This is a genomic window from Methylobacterium sp. AC433 (assembly GCF_979253015.1).
Genome location: NZ_CEEDBN010000017.1, coordinates 90340 through 106931, shown reverse-complemented (window position 1 = coordinate 106931; position 16592 = coordinate 90340). Strand labels below are relative to the sequence as shown.

General features: G+C 67.8%; 15 protein-coding genes. 6 read left to right on the top strand and 9 right to left on the bottom strand.

From position 1 onward, the window contains the following. Window positions 1-42: 42 nt before the first annotated feature. Window positions 43-915: a DMT family transporter gene (locus tag AC0IWM_RS20210; RefSeq protein ID WP_471757912.1), complete on the bottom strand. Its 873-nt coding sequence runs from the start codon at window positions 913-915 to the stop codon at window positions 43-45. 142 nt (window positions 916-1057) lie between these two features. On the opposite strand from AC0IWM_RS20210, the gene AC0IWM_RS20205 reads away from it, so the two are divergent. Together AC0IWM_RS20205 and AC0IWM_RS20200 are read left to right on the top strand one after the other, a co-directional pair. Next, entirely contained in the window at window positions 1058-1942 is an 885-nt protein-coding gene (locus AC0IWM_RS20205) for a YihY/virulence factor BrkB family protein (RefSeq protein WP_056474261.1), read from the top strand. A 133-nt stretch (window positions 1943-2075) separates the two neighbouring features. Next, window positions 2076-2900, top strand: a complete 825-nt coding sequence (locus AC0IWM_RS20200; RefSeq protein ID WP_471757911.1) for a transglutaminase-like domain-containing protein — start codon at window positions 2076-2078, stop codon at window positions 2898-2900. Between the two features lie 182 nt (window positions 2901-3082). On the opposite strand, the gene AC0IWM_RS20195 is transcribed toward AC0IWM_RS20200, so the two are convergent. After that, window positions 3083-4858: a glucan ABC transporter ATP-binding protein/ permease gene (locus AC0IWM_RS20195; RefSeq protein WP_056474255.1), complete on the bottom strand. Its 1776-nt coding sequence runs from the start codon at window positions 4856-4858 to the stop codon at window positions 3083-3085. Between the two features lie 237 nt (window positions 4859-5095). Here AC0IWM_RS20195 and AC0IWM_RS20190 point away from each other — a divergent pair, with 237 nt between their 5' ends. Next, window positions 5096-5869, top strand: coding sequence for a motility protein A (locus AC0IWM_RS20190; RefSeq protein ID WP_471757909.1), 774 nt, complete (start codon window positions 5096-5098; stop codon window positions 5867-5869). Between the two features lie 33 nt (window positions 5870-5902). Next, window positions 5903-6736: an OmpA/MotB family protein gene (locus AC0IWM_RS20185; protein WP_471757907.1), complete on the top strand. Its 834-nt coding sequence runs from the start codon at window positions 5903-5905 to the stop codon at window positions 6734-6736. 129 nt (window positions 6737-6865) lie between these two features. On the opposite strand, the gene AC0IWM_RS20180 is transcribed toward AC0IWM_RS20185, so the two are convergent. Together AC0IWM_RS20180 and AC0IWM_RS20175 are read right to left on the bottom strand one after the other, a co-directional pair. Then, the gene (locus tag AC0IWM_RS20180; RefSeq protein WP_471757905.1) at window positions 6866-7372 is read right to left on the bottom strand and encodes a CAP domain-containing protein; all 507 of its coding nucleotides are present in this window, start codon (window positions 7370-7372) and stop codon (window positions 6866-6868) included. 25 nt (window positions 7373-7397) lie between these two features. Further along, entirely contained in the window at window positions 7398-10088 is a 2691-nt protein-coding gene (locus AC0IWM_RS20175) for a DUF3772 domain-containing protein (RefSeq protein WP_471757903.1), read from the bottom strand. Window positions 10089-10685: 597 nt separating this feature from the next. Here AC0IWM_RS20175 and AC0IWM_RS20170 point away from each other — a divergent pair. Further along, the gene (locus AC0IWM_RS20170) at window positions 10686-11234 is read left to right on the top strand and encodes an HNH endonuclease (protein ID WP_056474240.1); all 549 of its coding nucleotides are present in this window, start codon (window positions 10686-10688) and stop codon (window positions 11232-11234) included. Between the two features lie 6 nt (window positions 11235-11240). On the opposite strand, the gene AC0IWM_RS20165 is transcribed toward AC0IWM_RS20170, so the two are convergent. From AC0IWM_RS20165 to AC0IWM_RS20150, 4 genes are all read right to left on the bottom strand, one after another. Continuing rightward, a complete protein-coding gene (locus tag AC0IWM_RS20165) occupies window positions 11241-11483 on the bottom strand; it encodes a hypothetical protein (protein ID WP_471757901.1) in 243 nt (80 codons plus the stop codon). A 77-nt stretch (window positions 11484-11560) separates the two neighbouring features. After that, window positions 11561-12481, bottom strand: coding sequence for an outer membrane protein (locus AC0IWM_RS20160; RefSeq protein ID WP_471757899.1), 921 nt, complete (start codon window positions 12479-12481; stop codon window positions 11561-11563). 146 nt (window positions 12482-12627) lie between these two features. Then, window positions 12628-13479: an outer membrane protein gene (locus AC0IWM_RS20155; RefSeq protein WP_471757897.1), complete on the bottom strand. Its 852-nt coding sequence runs from the start codon at window positions 13477-13479 to the stop codon at window positions 12628-12630. Window positions 13480-13747: 268 nt separating this feature from the next. Beyond that, the gene (locus AC0IWM_RS20150) at window positions 13748-14629 is read right to left on the bottom strand and encodes an outer membrane protein (protein WP_471757895.1); all 882 of its coding nucleotides are present in this window, start codon (window positions 14627-14629) and stop codon (window positions 13748-13750) included. Between the two features lie 229 nt (window positions 14630-14858). Between AC0IWM_RS20150 and AC0IWM_RS20145 the strand changes: the two genes are divergently transcribed. Continuing rightward, window positions 14859-15191 (top strand): MmcQ/YjbR family DNA-binding protein, encoded by a 333-nt coding sequence (locus AC0IWM_RS20145; protein WP_471757893.1) that lies wholly within the window; start codon window positions 14859-14861, stop codon window positions 15189-15191. Between the two features lie 6 nt (window positions 15192-15197). On the opposite strand, the gene glmM is transcribed toward AC0IWM_RS20145, so the two are convergent. After that, window positions 15198-16541 (bottom strand): phosphoglucosamine mutase, encoded by a 1344-nt coding sequence (glmM, locus tag AC0IWM_RS20140; protein WP_056474211.1) that lies wholly within the window; start codon window positions 16539-16541, stop codon window positions 15198-15200. Between the last annotated feature and the right edge of the window lie 51 nt (window positions 16542-16592).

Below are 16592 nucleotides of genomic sequence, written 5' to 3'. Positions count from 1 at the left end.
GAGATGTTTCTCAAAGAAAAAGTCTTTCTCCGACGCGGTCGATCAGCCACGGCTGGCCAGGGCGACGCCCAGGGTGGCGATGACCATGCCGCTCATCTGGATCGGCGCGAGTGACTCGCCGAACAGGGCGTAGGCCATCACAGCGGAGACCGGAGGGACCAGGAACAGCAGCGAGGCGACCCCTGCCACCGCGCCGCGTCGGATCAGCAGGAGCAACAACAGGATGCCGCCGACGGAGTTGACGAGGACCGACCAGGCAAGGCCGAGCCACAGGGGCGTCGACGCATCGAAGCCACCCGTCCCGAACAGGAGGGCGACCGGTACGGCGAGGACAGCGGCACCCACGAATTGGATGGCGGCGTTGCTGAGGAGATCCGCGCCGGCCCCGTGTCGCTTCTGCCAGAGGGTACCGCCCGTCATCGCCATCATCGCCAAGAGACACGCCGCCAGGGCCGGAACGGGGATGCCGGAGGGCTCGGACGCACCGACCTTCGGCGCCAGGACGAGCAGCGCGCCAGAAAAGCCGGTGCCGATGCCGAGCCAGCGCCGCCGGCTCACGGGCTCTCCGAGGACGGGTCCTGCCAGGGTCGCGGTCAACAGGGGCTGCAGGCTGCCGACCAGGGCGGCGATGCCCGCCGGCAGGCCGTGCTGCACCGACCAGAAGACGCCGATCACGTAGATCCCCTGCATCAGCAGGCCGGCGAACCCGGCATGGAGCCAGCCGGCCCGGCCGCGCGGCCAGCGAGACCTAAGAGTCAGGGCAAGGCCACCCAGCAGCAGCGCGACCGCGACCACACGGATCGCCACGAAGGTGAAGGCCTCGGCGTGGGGCGCCACGAAGCGTGCCGCGACGAAGCCCGTCGCCCAGATCAGAACGAAGAGGGCGGGGACGAGGAACGGAACGGGCGCGGGCATGACGCGCGCCACGCATCACAGGGTCGCGGAGAATTCAAGTCGGCGGGCCGAGCCCCGCGCACGGCACGTTGCGCGAACCGGCCGCGTTGCGTTTAGAAGACACGCCCGCCCCCTGCCCCGTTCGAGGACGAGCCCGTAACCCGTGAGACCTCTCCGCAAGCCGTTCGAGATCGCAGGCGTCGCCGCCCAGCGCTTCGTCGCCCATGACGGTTGGGCCATCGCCAGCCATATCGCGCTGTCGAGTCTGACCGCGTTGTTCCCGTTCCTCATCCTGCTCGCCGCCCTCGCCGGACTGTTTGGTACCAAGTCCCTGGCCGACGAGGCCAGTGTCCTGATCTTCGATGCCTGGCCCCGCGAGGTCGCGAAACCCATCGTCAACGAGATCCACCGGGTGCTGACCGAGCAGCGTGGCGGCGTGCTCACCCTCGGTGCCTTGCTGGCGCTCTACTTCTCGTCCTCCGGGGTCGAGAGTCTGCGTGTCGGGTTGAACCGCGCCTATGGCCTGCGCGAGGTGCGCCCCTGGTGGCTGACGCGCCTGGAATCCATCGGCTATGTCGTCTGCGGCGCCTTCGCGATGCTCGCCTTCGCTCTCCTGGTGGTGCTGGGTCCACTGATCTGGCGGAAGGTCATCAACGTCGCGCCGGGCCTCGAGCCCCTGAGCCTCACTGTCGCGATCGGACGGATCGGCATCACCGCCTTCCTGCTGCTCACCGTGCTGGTCATCGCCCACAAGTTCGTCGCCACCGGGCGCCGTTCGGTGCTGGCTGTGGTTCCGGGCATCGCGGTGACGCTGCTGCTGTGGTTCCTGGCAGGCCTCGGGTTCGGCTACTATCTCGACCGCTTCTCCAACGCCTACGCCTCCACCTATGGCGGCCTCGCCACCGCGATGGTGTTCCTCGTCTTCCTCTACTGGCTCGCCGCGATGTTCCTGTTCGGAGGCGAGATCAATGGCACCGTCATTGCAGCGCGGCGCGTGCGGCTCCAGGCGCGGATGCAGCAGAAGCAGGCGCGAGCCCGGGGGCTCTGAGCCCGCTGCTTCATCTGCGCGCAGGCCGTGCGATGACATCCGCCTGTGACCCTGGCGGCCTAGTGTCCGGGTTCCGGCACGGGCAGTGAGGGCGCGAAGGCGGCGGCGCGGCGGCCGGCCCGGGGGAGCTTCGATGCGGATTAGGTTCGGTTGCGAGATGGGCTACGAGTTCCCGCAGCCGACCCCCCTGATCGCCCGGCTCAATTCCTATCAGGCGGCCGGCCTCGCCGCGGTGCCGCCGGACGTGCTCACCCTCGATCCGCCGCTGCCGGTGCGGACGTTTCGCGATGTCTTCGGCAACCGCACCGTGCGCTTCGTCGCCCCCGCCGGGGCGCTGACCCTGAGCGTCCAGGCCGAGATCGCGGATAGCGGAGACCTCGACGCCGTTGCACCGGATGCGCAGGAGCATCGGGTTGAGGATCTGCCCGAGGAGGCCCTGCCCTTCCTGGTCGCCAGCCGCTACTGCGAGTCCGATCTGCTCTCGAGCGAGGCCTGGGCGCTGTTCGGCGACCTCACGCCCGGCTGGTCGCGCGTGCAGGCGATCTGCGACTACGTACATGGTCACATCAGCTTCGGCTACGGCTACGCCCATGTCGACCGCACGGCCGCCGATGCCTTCGCGAGCCGGCGCGGCGTGTGCCGCGACTACGCCCACCTGTTCGTCGCCTTCTGCCGGGCCCTGAACATCCCGACCCGCTACTGCACCGGCTATCTCAGCTTCATCGGTGAGCCTGAGCCGCACGCGCCGGGCGACTTCGCCGCCTGGACGGAAGTCTATCTCGGCGGCGCCTGGCACGTCTTCGATCCGCGCAACAACGCACCCCGGCGGGGCCGCATCCTGGTGGCGCGGGGTCGCGACGCAGCGGACGTGCCGCTCACCCACACCTTCGGCCCCAATCGGCTGACGAAGTTCCGGGTCTGGGCGGAGGACGCGGCGACTTCGGTTTCCATCGACTGACCGCCGCGCGGTCGGTCCGGGTGAGCCCTCCGGAACGCACCACGAATGGCCGGCGATCGGCAAGGCCCTCGCCCGAGGCCTCTCATCGCGCCTGACGTCCCTGCCACGGCGCGTCCGGGCCGGGAAAAGCCCTCGCCCGCATGGTGGGCCGAGGGCTTTTCGATCGCGTCGACGCGGGAGAATCAGGCGGCGAGCGGCATACCCTCCGGCTCCTGCGCCGCCATGAACTGCGCCCGAGCCAGATCAGCGAAGCGGCCGTTCTGCGCCACGAGGTCGTCGAAGCTGCCCGACTCGACGATCCTGCCCTCGTGGAAGACGAGGATGCGGTCGGCGTTTCGGATCGTTGCCAGGCGGTGGGCGATGACGAAGGTCGTGCGGCCCTCCATCACGGCTTCCAGGGCACCCTGCAGCTTGCGCTCGGTGGTGGCGTCGAGGGCCGAGGTTGCCTCGTCGAGGATCAGGACGGGTGGGTTCTTGAGCAGGGCGCGGGCGATCGAGAGGCGCTGGCGCTCACCGCCGGAGAGCGACCGGCCGCGCTCACCGATCACCGTGTCGAGGCCGTCCGCCTGCCGGGCCATGAACTCGGTGGCCTGGGCCCGTTCCAGGGCGTCGAGCATCTCCGCATCCGTCGCATCGGGGCGGCCGACCTGCAGGTTCTCGCGGATCGAGCGGGCGAACAGCATCGGCTCCTGGAACACCACGCCGATGTTGTGGCGCAGCGAGGAGAGGCCGATGTCGCGGATGTCGGTGCCGTCGATGCGGATGGCGCCGTGATCCGGGTCGAAGGCCCGGTGCAGCAGGCCGAGCGTGGTCGACTTGCCCGAGCCGGTGGTGCCGACCAGGGCGACGGTCTCGCCAGCCCGGGCCGTGAAGGAGACATCCTCCACCGCCTTGCGACGGGCATTGTAGGAGAAGCCGACGCCCTCGAAAGCGACCTCGCCGTCGAAGCGGGCGACCTGCTGCGCGCCCGGACGGTCGTGGACGGCCGGCGTCGTATCGAGGATCTCGAAGAACTCGTCGATCTTGGGCATCTGCTGAAACAGCCCGTTGATGCAGGTGGCGACCTGATCGAGGCGCGAGACCAGCATGGTGGCGAGGCTCATGAAGGCCACGACCTCGCCGACGCTCGCCTGACCGTGCTGGTGCAGGGCGATACCGGTGATGAAGATCGCCGTCATCGTCAGGGTCGCGGAGGCGCGGGTGGCGACGTTGGCCAGGGCCCACCAGGACAGGACCGGGATCTGCGCGGCGAGCAGGTTGCGGATGATGTCGTGCATCGCCTCCTTCTCCGCCTTGGCGCGGGTGAAGGACTGGATGACGGCGACGTTGCCGAGTGCGTCGGAGGCGTGCTCGGCGAGGCCCGACTGGTAGGCCTCGACCCGTCCCTGGAGCGTCTCGGTGCGGCGCATGACCATGGTGGTCAGGGCCGTGAAGGCGAGCACGAGGACGACGAGGATCGAACCGAGCTGCCAGTTCACGAACAGGGTCATCGGCAGGAGGACGATCAGCGACACGAAGGCCACGAAGTGATCGCGGAAGAAGCCGAGCCAGAGCCAGAACATGCCGTTCGAGCCCTCCAGCATGGCCTTGAGGACGCGGCCCGAATGATTCGAGGAATGGAACGCCAGCGGCAGCTCGAGCACGTGCTCGAAGTAGTTCGCCATGGCCGACAGGCGATTGCGGTGGGCGAGCCGGTCCGCGTGCAGGGCGATCGTGACACCGGCCGCGATGGTGAACAGGCCGAAGGCGACCCAGGCCCCGATCAGCGGCGCCAGCGTCGCGAAGGCGTTGCTGCTGCTCTTGAGATGGGTGAGCTGATCGATGATGCGTCCCATCAGCAGCGGTTCGGCGAAGGCCGCCACCGCCAGGGCCACGTTGGCGCAGGCCAGGACGGCGGCCAGACGGCGGTCGGCGCCCAGAAGACCCATCACGCGCACGTAGAGACGAACCAACGACATGATACCGTGTGCTCCGATGCCGGACCGGGTTGCGACGACGCTTCCCGGCGGAGGCCGCCAAACCCTTGGCGTCCCGTGCCTTATGTCGGGACCTCCCTGAACGGTGCATGACGCGATCCCGCAGCGTTTGGCCAGGGTTTTTACGGTTCGTTCAACCTGATTCCGTAATCGTGGGGACGGCGCCTCGTCCTGCGGCGCCGACGCGGCATGCGGGCAGCCGCCCAGGCTCGGGTGATCATGGATCTCGCAACCGGTATCGGCCTCGTCGGCGGCTTCGGCGTCGTCTTCGTCCTGATCATGATCGATGGCGGGAACTTCGCCGCCTATTTCGACAAGCACGCCGTCATCGTGATCTTCGGCGGCGCCACCTCCGCCACGATGATGCGCTTTCCCTTCTCGACCATGATGCACGGGCTCCCGATGGGCCTGCGCTATGCCTTCTCGATGCGCGCGATCAAGCCGCGCGACCTCATCGAGGAGATCACGAAGATCGCCGACGTCGTGCGCAAATCCGGTCCGATGGCCCTGGAGAACATGGAGATTTCCGATCCCTTCCTGGCGCAGGGCGCACGCTACATCGCCGACGGCTACGACCGGGAGTTCATCCGCGACACGATGGAGCGCGACCGCGACAACTTCCTGATGCACCTCGACGAAGGCTCGAAGATCTACCGCGCCTTCGGCGATTGTGCCCCGGCCTGGGGTATGATCGGCACCATCCTGGGCATGGTGACGATGTTCGCGAACATGTCGGACCCCTCGAAGCTCGGTCCGGCCATGGCGACCGCCCTCCTCGCCACCCTCTACGGCGCCCTCATCGCCAACATGATCACCCTGCCGCTGGCCGACAAACTCCACGTGAAGCTGGAGGAGGAGGACGTTTCGCGCTCGCTGATCATCGACGGTATCCTGCTGATCCGCGACGCCAAGAGTTCATCCCTGGTGCGCGAGATGCTCATCGCCTACCTGCCGCACAACCACCGCGACGAACTCACTGCCGAGCCGGCGTGATGGCAGGCGCCCGCACCAGCCGCGGCGACGCGCATGGCTAAGAAGAAGCGCGGCGGCGCGCATGGCGGCCACGGCTGGTTCGTGACCTTCGCTGACCTGATGGCGCTCCTCATGAGCTTCTTCGTGATGATCGCCGCCTATTCGACCCAGGATCAGAAGAAGATGCAGGCGGTGGCCGGTTCCATGCGCGACGCCTTCGGCGTCAACAAGGAGTCGCGTTTCGCCGGCATCATCGAGAAGGACGGGTTGCCCAACGCCGACAAGGTCAAGTACCGCCGCGACGTCGTGCCCGAACGCGCGTCCGACCACACCACGCCGCCCGCCGTCGACGGCAACGTCGACGAGGGCATGCCCGACAAGGGTTATCCGGACGGGGCCGGCCTCGCGGCCGCGAGCCTGCGCCAGGCCTTGCAGGACATGCCGGAGATCGCCGAGCTGTCGAAGAACATCGTCGTCTCGCCCTCCCAGCGCGGGATCGACCTGTCCATCGTCGATCAGGATGGAGCCTCGATGTTCCCCGATGGGTCGAGCCGACCCAATGCCCGGACCCGGCGCCTCCTGGAGCGCATCGCGCTCACCCTGCGCAAGATGCCGAACCGCATCGCCATCACCGGCTACACCGCCACGGACCGGCCCGGAACACGGCCGCCCGCACCGCCCTGGGAACTCTCGACCAGCCGGGCGATCAGTGTGCGCGAGATCCTCGCCGGCAGCGGCGTGCCCGACGACCGCTTCGCGTCCGTGGCCGGCAAGGCCGATACCGAGCCGTTGTTTCCGGACAATCCTTACCTGCCCGCCAATCGCCGGGTGACGGTGACGCTCCTCAGCGAAACCTCCCCCACGCCGCGGATGAAGACCCTTCCCTGAACGCCGTGGGCTCGACGCGCCGTGGGCCGCGATCGCGTGCACGCAGCCGGGCCGCCCAACTCTTCAGGTCGTGGACGCGAAGGTCGGCACAAGCCTCGGGTCGAGATCGGCTTTTCGGCTCGGCGAGGATCACTTCGCCAGCAGCAGCGCCCAGTAGACCTTGTACTTCGAGCCGGGCGCGTAGGCGGTGGCGATTCCCATGCGCTGGGCGCCGGGTGCCAGCATCGCGGCGTTATGGGCCGGACTGTCGCGCCATCCAGAGAAGGCCTCGGCCAAGGTGTGGTAGCCGGCCGAGAGATTGGCCTCGGCCGCCTCGAAACCGAGCCGCTCCACCGCATTCTTCACCGTCTGCGCCCGGCTCGGCTTGTCGGCGGCGGCCATCGCGGCGGCTTCCGCCTCGGCGAGCTTCTGCAGTTCGGGGTCGAGGCGCAAAGCTCCGACGCCGCTCCGGGCGCGATAGGCCGAGATCATGTCGCGGGCGGTCGCCGTGTCCACCTGCGCCGACTGCGTCGTCATCGGCCAATACAGGCTCGGCAGCGTGGCGTTGACGGGCTCGGGGGTGGCGCAGCCCGTGACGAGCAGAAGGCCGCCGGCCGCGAGCCCGGTACCGACATCCCTTAGCGATCTGCGCCCCACGTCACGATCTCCTCAACGTCCCGCGTCAGCTTCCTGCGCGCCGCCGGGCCGCCTCCGCCGAGCGCATCGGCTCGGCTTCGTCGAGCCGGTCCTCGGCGCGCTGCGTCGAGCCTTGCTCCCCGGAGCGTTGCGGCTGCGTAAACACGCTGGCGATCTGCCCCACGGCGCTCTGGAAGGAATCCAGTCCCTGCACGGTGACCACGCTGGAGCCCGGCCCGAGATCCGGGATCATTCCGGCCTTCGACAAGGTCTGAAAGACCGTAAGGTTCAAATCGTTCTGCACTTTCAGGCTGAGGCTGACGTCGACGATCATGACGATCAGCTCGAACTCCAGGAAGGGGTCGCCGATCTTGCGGAAGACCACGCGGGGACCGGGCTCCTTGAGCACGTCCGGCTGCGCCTGGGCGCAACCCATCAGCAGTTCGGCGGCGTGGACCGGGTCCTGGTTGCGCAGGACGCTGACCGTGATGCTGACGCGGCCGGTGCGGTCGCCCCGCACCCGGTTCTTCACGATTCCGGAAATCAGGTTCGAGTTCGGAACGATCACGGCCGAGCGGTCGAAGGTCTGGATCTCGGTGGAGCGCACGGAGATGCGCTTCACGATGCCCTCGCTGTCGCCGATCAGCACCTGGTCGCCGACACGGATCGGGCGCTCCCAGAGCAGCAACAGGCCCGAGACGAAGTTGTTGACGATGGATTGCAGGCCGAAGCCGATACCGACCGAGAGCGCGCCGGCCACGATGGTGAGCTTCTCCAGGCTCAGTCCGAGGTAGGAGAAGGCCAGCGCCAGGGTGAGCAGGAAGCCGATATAGCCGGCGATGGTCGAGATCGAGTTGCGCAGGCCGGCATCGAGGTCGGTGGCCGGCAGGTAGGTCTGTTCGAGCCAGCGCTGGATCGCCCGCGTCACCGCCATGCCGAGGAGCAGGAGGCCGATGGCGAGCACGATGGTCGAGAGCGAGATCGTGACGTCGCCAACCTTGAAGCCGAAGAAGGCGCTGCGAACCGAACTGAACACGTCCGTCGAGTCGAGCCCCCAGGGGGCCAGGGCCAGCAGCGCGGCGACGAGGACCAGCACCACCCGCGTGAGCCCGGTCGCCAGCACGGCGATCTGGTTGATCGAGCGCTTGCGCAGACCGGTATTGGCCTGGAGTGCGGTCGCGATCTTGGTGTCGTCGCCGAGGGTACCGCCGATGAAGGTGTCGGCGCTGGAGATCAGGAGGAACAGCAGGACGAACAGGCCAGCCGTCCAGACGAGCTGATCGATGACGAAGGCCGCGAAGGCGACGTAGCCGGTGAGGGGAGCGATGGCGATGACGACCGCCGCCGCCCAGCCGAGCAGCCGCGCCGGACCGCCGATGCCGGTGGTCGCCTCCGGCGCGACGTAGGGACCGAAGCAGGCCTCCTCCTGCTCGGCGGAGTCTGCGAAGCGGTGCAGGCCGATGGCCAGGATCAGCGCCGTGGCGAGGGCGCCGATGCCCCGGGTCGCGATCGAGACGGGCAGCGCCGCCGAGATGCCCGAATTCAGGGCCTCGATCGACTTGACCACCGTGATCACGACCGCGATGCCGACGGCCAGGCGCGTCACCCGCGCCGCGGCGGCGTCGCTCATGGTCGCGACCCGCCAGGACGGCTTGTCCGGCGAGAGCAGCGCGTCGGCCAGCGCCTCCACGAAGGCGATGAAGGCGAGGCCGCCCAGGATGGCGCCCGCCACCGGCAGCAGGCGCAGGGGCAGGAGATCGGTCGCGTCGAGGGCGTAGTAGACCGCGTAGCTGCCGATGAAGGCCGGGATCGTGCCCAGCAGGAAGACCCGCCAGGCCGCCAGCAGTTTCCGGCGCGGCGAGGGGTCGACCGCCTTGGCGTCGCGGCGCCCGAACCGCGGGGCGATGTTGCGCCGGCCGAAATACAGGGCGATCGAGATGCCGAAGGCGATCCCGAGCAGCAGCAGGTTGCCGATGGTGCCGTTGCGGGCGAACAGGGTCGCGGTGTCCTCGACCGCGCCCTGCAGCGCGCGCAGGTCGCGCGGAACGTCGGCGGCGATCCGCATCCACAGGTCGGGGCTGACGAGGGCGGTCGAGCGCTCGAACAGGCCGCGGGTGAAGGCCGCCCGCCGACGGTTCGAGACCTGGTCGACGATCTGGTCGCTCTGGACGAGGAGCGACTTGGCCAGCCGCTGGGTCTCGTCGATCTCGGCGACGGCGTGTTCGCGCTCCGTCCGCTCGCGCGCCACGTCCTCGCCCTCCTCGCCCTCCTTCGGCTTCGGGCCGAGCTGGGTCAGGCGCTCGCGGGCGGCCTCGAGACGCGGCGTCGTGATGTCGATGACGTGGCGGATCTTGTCGGCGATGGCCTCGATGCCGTCGCGGGCGCGTGTGAGGTCGCCGCTGCCGACATTGGGTCCGGTCAGGATCTTCTCGCGCTGTTCGAGATCGGCCTTGGCGCTGTCGAGCTGATCCCGGACGTTCTGGATCTGCTCGGACACGACCGGCTTCGGAGCCGGCGCCTTCGCCGCCTTGGCGTCCGCCGGCGCCGCATTCGGACCGGGTTTGGCCTGTGTCGGGGAGGGCTGCGTCGCGGCTGCCGGTGCCGATTGCGCTGGTGCCGCGGGCGCGCCCTGCCCGCTCGCACCCACGGGAGCCAGGACGAGGGCGCCGAGCCAGGCGGCGATCAACGCCGTTCTCCGGATGCCGCGGGTCGTCTGGCCTCTCGGGAAACCGCCCATGATGATCCTTTCGCGCCGCGCTGCCGCACGGTCCTGGCGCGCCGTCGCGCCTCGCCTCGTCGGGCCACTGGCAACCCGCATGCCCGAAGGGCGCGGGCAAGACCTGCGCGACTCGGGACGGCGGGGAGCGACCGGGTCCCGCCCCATCGCCGAGCAATGGGGCGAAAGGCTGACGGCGCGTCGGTTCTGGAGCGAATGCCGTGCCGCGGGGCCGGTCGGTGCCGCCGGGCCGAGGGCCTGTGGGCGCGACCTCGTGGAAAGCGCCGGTGACCTTCACAAGCGTGTCACGCTGATATTAGACTAAGCCCCGATGGACTTGGCCTTTTCGTTCCCGTGCGAGGAGGTGGCGACGACCATCCGCGCCGATGAGCGTCGCCACGAACCGGGCGTTTTCGCCCGATGCGACGGCTTTTGGCCAATGACCGCTTCTCCCGCGCCGCGCCGGCACCCTTGCGGAGGCCGGTCCCTGCACCTGTCCCGGTCCGTGCGGCGACGCCCCGGGATGCGGAGATGTCCCATCTTTCACCAACCTGGGATGATGCGCCGGCCGACCCCTGCGCGTTGTCCCTCCGTTGACCCGTCGAGAGGGTAGCGCCGATGCTGGATCTCCAAACGCTCGTTCTGAATGCGGATTACCGGCCGCTCTCCTACAATCCGCTGTCCCTGTGGTGCTGGAAGGACGCCTTCACGGCGCTGTTCCTGGACCGGGTCACCCTGGTGGCCAGCTACGACGTCGAGGCTCGGTCCCCGTCCCGGTCCCTGCGGGTGCCCAGCGTGGTCGCCCTGAAGAGCTACGTGACGCTGGCCCGCAGCCCCGCCTTCACCCGCTACAACATCTACCTGCGCGACACCTTCTCGTGCCAGTACTGTGGCCTGCGGCTACCGGCCGGCGGCCTGACCTTCGACCACGTGGTGCCCCGGTCCCGCGGCGGCCTGTCGAGCTGGGAGAACGTCGTCGCGGCCTGCTCGCCCTGCAATCTGCGCAAGGCCAACCGGACGCCCGCGGAGGCCGACATGCCGCTGCTCCACGAGCCGCACCGGCCGACGCGGCACGAACTGCACCGCCGACAGCCGGAATTCGACCACCGGGAGTATCATCACACCTGGCTCGACTACCTGTACTGGGACACCGAGCTCGAGAACTGAGGCGACTCAGGGCACCCGGAAGCGCGGCGGCGGCTCGTTGTAGAGAGGGAGCGCGAGGGACCGCGGCGCGCGCGGCGCCGGAGCGAGGAGCACGGGCCGCACCGGCGCGACGTAGGACGGATCGCGGTAGGCGATCTGCGGCGGCGGGAGCGGACGCCGGTAGGACGGGCCGGGTTCACCGCCCGCGCGGACCGGACCGGCGCCCACGAGCATTGCCACGGCGCCGGTGAGGAGGACGAGGCGAAGCATGGACGAACTCCCAGCGGCGGCATGTTCGCCGCCACGATGATCGTGGACCAAAAGTGCGAGTACCCGCTTAAGGCTTCTCAGAATTTTACGGCCGCGCCGGCACGCACGGTGTTGATGGCAATGCGGTTCGCTGCACTTTGCTGGAAATCATTGAACATCACATACTGATATTCGGCACGTAGGAGGATGTTGCTTGTGAGGGCGAATTCCAGACCGGCGCCCAGGGTAAACCCACCCATCGTCTTTGCCTTGGCGCTTTGGACCGTTCTGGTCGCAGGCGTGCCGGCTTCCGGATTGTTCGGATCGAAGCCGTTCGCAGTGTAGCCGAAGTTTTTTACTGCGATGGGTTTGCCGGTCGTCAGGGACTGATTAGCCTTATAGGCATTGTTGTCGTAGCCGTAATACTCGATCGCGACGGATTGTTCGGTATGAATGCGGCCGATCGCCAAACCACCGGTAACGTATGGAAGGAAGTTTCCGATTGCGTAGCCGCCGCGCGCGCGGATCGTTCCGTAGTCCTCGATCCGTGACGCTGCCGCGCCGTTCAGCGAAACGGTTTCCATGTAGCCGTCGGGTCCGAGCTTGAACCGAGCGATACTGTCCAGGGTCGATGCCGTCCGATTGAAGCGCGTGTAGTCGGCTTCGATACCGATGACCGTCTCATCAAATTGGTAATTGAAGCCGATGAAGGCTCCGTAGCTTGCTCCTTCCGTTGCGCCACCGCGCGACGAAAGCATGCTCGAAGCATTGAAATCCGATTCCGCGGTTGAATATCTCAACGCGTTCGCGATCAGCGGAGTGTAGGCGTTCTTGAAACCGGCAGTGGCTGATGAGTAGCCACCGTGCCCACCGAAATAGACGCCGTTCCAGTCGATGACCTGGACCTCGGGCTCGTAATCGGCGCCGCGCAGAACACCGTAATCGAGGTCGGCGCTGTGGGCCGGCGCGACGACGCCGAGGGTGAATCCGGCCAGGAGCGCGAGGGTAACGGTACGCATCGATGTCGTCCTCAAGGCACCAGCCCGACGGGTCAGATGGCTGAGCCTGTAGTTTCCTTTTACTTGAGTAACCTTAACGGTCCGTTGCTCTGCGCTTGAAGGTGAGGAGGTAAGCCGAGGTCAAGGCGCGTCCCAGTCTCGTTCGCCTACTCGTACGGATTGCGGCTCAAGCTCGGGATCGGAAGTCCGGCGAGACGACCCGGACCGCCCGCGAAGCTGTAGCGCAGGCCGACGCGGACCTCGTGCGAAGCGAGATCCTTCAGGCGCGAATCGAAGCCGAAGGCGTCCAGCCCCGTCTTCGCGCGGCCGAGATCGACGTAGCGGTAGCTGGTGTCGAGGCTCAGGCCGCCTCCGATCTCGTAGGAGACGCCGCCGGTGAGGGCCCAGGCCAGGGAGGTGACCGACCGGCTCGGACGCCGCACCGCATCACGGATGCCGGTGCCCGCATTGCCGTCACAGGAATCCACGGTGCAGGTCGTCTGCGTGTAGGCTTTGCCGAAGCCCTTGTCGGCGAAGCCGATGCCGCCGCCGATATAGGGGGTCAGGCCCCACCACGTCCCGAGATCGGCATAGACGTTCACGAGCCCGGTCAAAATGTCGATCTGGCCCGCCTCGACGTTGTAGCCGGTGACGAACCCCGAGCCGGACGAATAGGCGGTGTAGCGGGATGGATTGCGCTGATCGATCGTCGCGTCGACGCGCAGCCAGTTGTTGATGCGGTAGCCGATGCCGCCGCCATAGCCGGGCACGGTCTCGAGGTTCATGCGCGTGAGCGGAACCAGCGGGCTCCCATCCGCCGGCGCCGGGGTCGCATCCCGGGGCCGCGCGTAGTCGCTCACCGTGGCGTCGACGCGGAGGTACCAGCCTTCTCCGATCGTGACCGGTGGCGGCGGCGGTGGCGGCGGCAGGAGGTCCGCCGCCCGGGCGGCTACCGCCCAGCCCTGTCCGGCGAGGATCAGTCCGAAGGCCGTGAAGACGCTGGTTTTCAAGACGGCCATGACGCTCTCGAACGCTGGAGGATACGGAATGGCGCCAGCGCGAAGGACACGCCCGGAGTCGCCGTTGCCTGTACCCTGCACCGGAACCGTTAGAGAGGGCTTAACCCTAACGCATTGTCGCCAAAGCTCTTTCCTCTACCGGAAATGTGTCCCTGAAACGGGAACGGCCGGGATGCGCTGTTGCGCGATCCCGGCCGTTCCCTGCGTCCGATCCTGACTTCCGCATTCGGGACGGGGAGAGGTCCCCTCGCCGGCCGCGGACCGGTCCTCAGTACTTGCGAACCAGCGGCGCCGGCTCGGGCTGGTACTCGGCGACTGCCGGGGCGACGACGCCACCGAGCAGCCAGCGCATGCCGATCCGGACGTCGTGGGAGGTGATCTCCTTGATCTTGTACACCGCGCCGCCGCAGCCCGGATCGTTGATGCAGGTCACCGGGTTCGAGGAGACATGGCCGAGGTTCATGTAGCGGTAGCCGATTTCCAGCTTCAGGTTCGGGGTCACGCTGTAACCGAGACCGGCCATCGCGGCCCAGGCGAAGCTGGTCGTGTTCTTGTCGCGGGCATAGCCGTAGCCGCCCGTCGCGCCGCCGAATCCGGAATCGTTGAAGCCGCTCAGGTGATGAAAGGCCGAGCCGACGCCGCCGCCGATGAAGGGCGTGATGCCGTACCAAGTGCCGAGGTCGATGTAGCCGTTGGCCATCACGACCACCGACGAGAGATTGGCGTTGTAGGAATTGACGCCCTTGCAGCCGTAGGGACCATCCGCTGAATAGCAGGTGGTGTCGAAGCTGTCCTGGAACCGAAACTTGCTGCCGCCGCGGTACTCGGCAGTGATGTCGCCGTGGAAATAGCTGCCGAACTGGTAGCCGACGCCGCCGCCGGCGAAGAAGCTGTCTTCGACCGCCTTCTGATCGTAGCGATAGCCGTCGGGAAGCGAGCCCTTGAGGACCGTCGATATGGCCCCCACGCTGGTCGCGCCGACGCCGACATCGCCGCGCAGGTACCAGCCGCCGCCGATCTCGACCGGGGGGGGCAGCGGCTCGGGCGGCAGGGGCGGGAGCAGATCCGCCGCTTGGGCGAGGCAGGGCGCTGCCACGCTCGCAATGAGCGTGATCGAGCGCGCCAAGGCAGTCAGCTTGGTGCGGCGCATCGGATGTCCTTTAATCGACCGTGTGCCGGTAGCTCGAGACGCCGGCGGGATGACGGGGACATCATGGGCAGCAAGGGTTAAATCGGGTTTAACGTTAAATCTTATCCTTGCCGAAGCGTTGACGGCGTCTCTCGGGCTCTGTTCCCTTATACGTTTCCACTGGCCCGCCGAGCGGTTCTGGGCGGCGATATCCTTGTCGGCTGCTCGGTTACCAGGAGATGCGGCACTCGTGAGCGTGAGACCGGAGGACGTCCGCCGCCTCGCATCGGCCCTGCCGGAGGTGGTCGAGGGCGCGCATAGCGGCCATCCGGATTTTCGGGTGCTGGGCCGGATCTTCGCCACCCTCTGGGTGGACGAGGAGCGCGTGGTCCTGCGGCTGTCACGGGCGCAACAGGAATCCTGGATCGAGGCCGAGCCCGACCTGTTCGAGGCGGTGGACGGTGCCTGGGGCCGCCGGGGTTGGACGAGCCTCGATCTGTGGGAAGCCGACGAGGAGACGTTGCTCGCCGCCCTCCTGGCGGCGTGGCGCCAGGTCGCGCCGGCGGCCTATGACCGCCTGTGATCCGCTTCAGGCCGCCGCCTTGGCCACGGCATCCACGACGTCGTCCACCACTTCGTTGACGAGGCGCCGATCGTCGCCTTCCGCCATCACGCGGATCACCGTCTCGGTGCCGGACGGGCGGATCACCAGGCGGCCGGAATTGCCCAGGCGCTCGCGCGCCTGTGCGATCGCGGTGACGACGGAATCGGCGTTCAGGGGCTCACCGGAGCGGTAGCGCACGTTCTTGAGAACCTGGGGCAACGGCTCGAAGCAGTGGCAGACCTCGCTCACCGGGCGCTCCTGGCGCTTGACGACGCTGAGGAGCTGCAGGGCGGCCACGAGGCCATCGCCGGTGGTCGCATAGTCGGACATGATGATGTGTCCCGACTGCTCGCCGCCGAGATTGTAGCCGTGCTCCCGCATGTATTCGAGCACGTAGCGATCACCCACGGCCGTCCGGGCGAGGTTGAGGCCGATACCGCCGAGGAAGCGCTCGAGGCCGAGATTGGACATGATCGTGGCGACCAGACCCGGTTGCGTCAGGCGATCATCTTCCTTCCACGACCGGGCGACCACGGCCATGAGCTGGTCGCCGTCGACGGATTGTCCCTTCTCGTCGATGATGAGGACGCGGTCGGCGTCGCCGTCGAGGGCGATGCCGATATCGGCGCGCAGCTCCCGGACCTTGGCGGCCAGGGCTGCCGGCGCGGTCGACCCGACATCGTGGTTGATGTTGAAGCCGTCGGGCTCCACGCCGATGGCGATCACCTCGGCGCCGAGCTCCCACAGCGTCTCGGGCGCCACGCGGTAGGCCGCCCCGTTGGCGCAGTCCACCACGATGCGCAGGCCGTCGAGGGTGATGTTGCGCGGGAGCGAGCGCTTGGCGAACTCGATGTAGCGGGCGTGCACGCTCTCGATGCGCTTGGCGCGCCCGAGGTCGCGTGGGCCGGCGAGGCGCTTGTGCAGCTCGCCGTCGATCAGGGCCTCGATCTCGCGCTCGACCTCGTCGTTGAGCTTGAAGCCGTCCGGCCCGAACAGCTTGATGCCGTTGTCCTCGAACGGGTTGTGCGAGGCCGAGATCATCACGCCGATGTCGGCACGCATCGAACGGGTCAGCATCGCCACCGCGGGCGTCGGCATCGGTCCGAGCTGCAGAACGTCCATGCCCATCGAGGTGAAGCCGGCGATCAGCGCAGTCTCGATCATGTAGCCGGAAAGGCGCGTATCCTTGCCGATCACGACGCGATGGCGATGGTCGCCCCGCTGGAAGATCAGGCCTGCCGCCTGACCGACCTTGAGGGCGAGCTCCGGCGTAATGACGCCGTTGGCCCGGCCGCGGATGCCGTCCGTGCCGAAATACTTGCGCGACATGAGCTTCGCGTCCCGTCTTCTGTCTTCGGTGTAGGGGAGCCGAGTTCGCCT